This is a genomic window from Bacillus sp. JJ1503, from assembly GCF_036965125.1.
GTDB lineage: Bacteria > Bacillota > Bacilli > Bacillales > Cytobacillaceae > Cytobacillus.
Genome location: NZ_JBALOZ010000046.1, coordinates 8,983 through 10,653, shown reverse-complemented (window position 1 = coordinate 10,653; position 1,671 = coordinate 8,983). Strand labels below are relative to the sequence as shown.

The 1,671-nt window shown below is 36.9% G+C and carries 5 protein-coding genes; all 5 read right to left on the bottom strand.

Going from position 1 to position 1,671, the window contains the following annotated elements; genetic code table 11:
• On the bottom strand, window positions 1-387 hold a 387-nt coding region (locus tag V7149_RS04455), incomplete at its 3' end, for an AI-2E family transporter (RefSeq protein ID WP_335344444.1).
• A gap of 99 nt (window positions 388-486) precedes the next feature.
• Window positions 487-609, bottom strand: a complete 123-nt coding sequence (locus V7149_RS04450) for a DUF3918 family protein (RefSeq protein WP_335344453.1) — start codon at window positions 607-609, stop codon at window positions 487-489.
• 80 nt (window positions 610-689) lie between these two features.
• A complete protein-coding gene (locus V7149_RS04445; RefSeq protein ID WP_335344443.1) occupies window positions 690-881 on the bottom strand; it encodes a hypothetical protein in 192 nt (63 codons plus the stop codon).
• A gap of 12 nt (window positions 882-893) precedes the next feature.
• The gene (locus V7149_RS04440; RefSeq protein ID WP_335344442.1) at window positions 894-1,367 is read right to left on the bottom strand and encodes a PRC-barrel domain-containing protein; all 474 of its coding nucleotides are present in this window, start codon (window positions 1,365-1,367) and stop codon (window positions 894-896) included.
• A 106-nt stretch (window positions 1,368-1,473) separates the two neighbouring features.
• Entirely contained in the window at window positions 1,474-1,644 is a 171-nt protein-coding gene (locus tag V7149_RS04435) for a hypothetical protein (RefSeq protein WP_335344441.1), read from the bottom strand.
• Window positions 1,645-1,671 lie beyond the last annotated feature (27 nt).

The following is a 1,671-nucleotide window of genomic DNA, read 5'->3' as shown; positions in this document are numbered from 1 at the left end:
CTCAGGCCATGATGAGGTTTTCTCCTGGATTATATCAATCCAACCTCGATATTGATTCGCAAATTGTGGCGCATTTTCCGATAAATCTTCTAATTGATGTATGAAGGCTGGTATCCCTTTATAAAGGGCCAAACCAATCCCTCCGAAAAATAATATATAAATGCCGAAAACAGCAAGTCCTTTATGAAGACCGCTATTATTAAGTTTTTCTACAATTGGATGAAGCAAATAGGATATAAAAGCAGCAATAATGAAAGGGAACAGCACAGCAAATGTAACTTTTAGGATGGGCAGCCATAACTCCCTTAGTTTCAAAAAAACAAATAATACAATAAATAGAAGAAGGAGAAAGCCCAAGCGGTAATACCATTTTAACCGAATATCCACGTTCTCCCTCCTTAATTATTTTTTATTTTTAGTGCAAATTGTGTAAATTATTCATCCGAAAAAGAGGCTAACACAAATAAAGTGTTAGCCTCTTTCAAGTTAAAATAGTCTGGTAATTCTTCTTTGCATCTTTTTCATTTGACGACGTGACATTAAGTTGTTTCTTTGAACAAGATTATAGGCAGCCATACCAGCACCGAATGCCATAGCTGTAGTTATCATTTTATTCAATCTAATCACCTCGTTACAATATTTTGTTTATTTGGTTAAACAGTAAGTTTGCAACGATGGGTCAGCATCATTTAGGAAAGATACCGGCGTTCTTCTTCTTCAAATAAGTCATCAAGCGAACTTAATGTTCCATCTTCCTCAACCTGATGAGTATTAATTACACCTTGGGAAATGGTTAGCTCAATAAAGCAGCCCCAGCAATAATATTGACTGATTCCAATTTTTCCAATATCTTTACTTTGGCAATTAGGACATTTTAACATGGAGCAGACACCTCACTTCTTTACATTAACAATGATAGCGTCCTTTCCAATTGCAGGGGGAGCCTCGGTTTTTACCACGCGTTTTCCTTCCAGCATATCTGAAAAAAAGCCATCCGATAGTTCATACCCTACAATTGTCCCCACTTCTTCCTGAAAATATACATCCTCTAATAACCCTAGCCGTTCCCCTTCTCTTGTCATCATTATTTTCCCGGTTAGCCGGTTTTGGCTATCAAAGGTGTATTCGTCCATTTTCTTTATCGGCACAAGAACCTCTTCGGTCTCAACCATGACTCCATCCCATCCAAATGATGAAACATTCTTCACTTCAAGTAAAAGAGATTTTTTGAAGAAAGCGCCCTTTCGAACAATTAGGCCTGTAACGACCCCACCACTTGAAATGCTTATATCAAAAACTTCGCCAATTTTTGTTCCACTTTCTATTTCTATAACTGGGAGTCCTTTTAATAGTGAAAATGTCCGCAAAAGATGTCCCACCCTTCTGGAACATTTATAGTTTGCGTTTTCTTTCATCTAAAAATAAGGTGAATCACTTACCAATCTCCCCAGTAAAATCATATATAAAAATTTGTTATTTCTTGTTATACCTTGGCTTATTAAACCTTTCATTTCGTTCCCCAGCATCTGAAAGCTCTTCAGAAAATTCCATTTCCTGTTTACCAATCGCAAGCTTAGACGATTTAATTTCTACCGCTGTCATATTATTATTCGGAGCTGCTTCCTCATTCCATTTGCCCATCATAATACCTCCTTATTAGAAAAGCGGAAG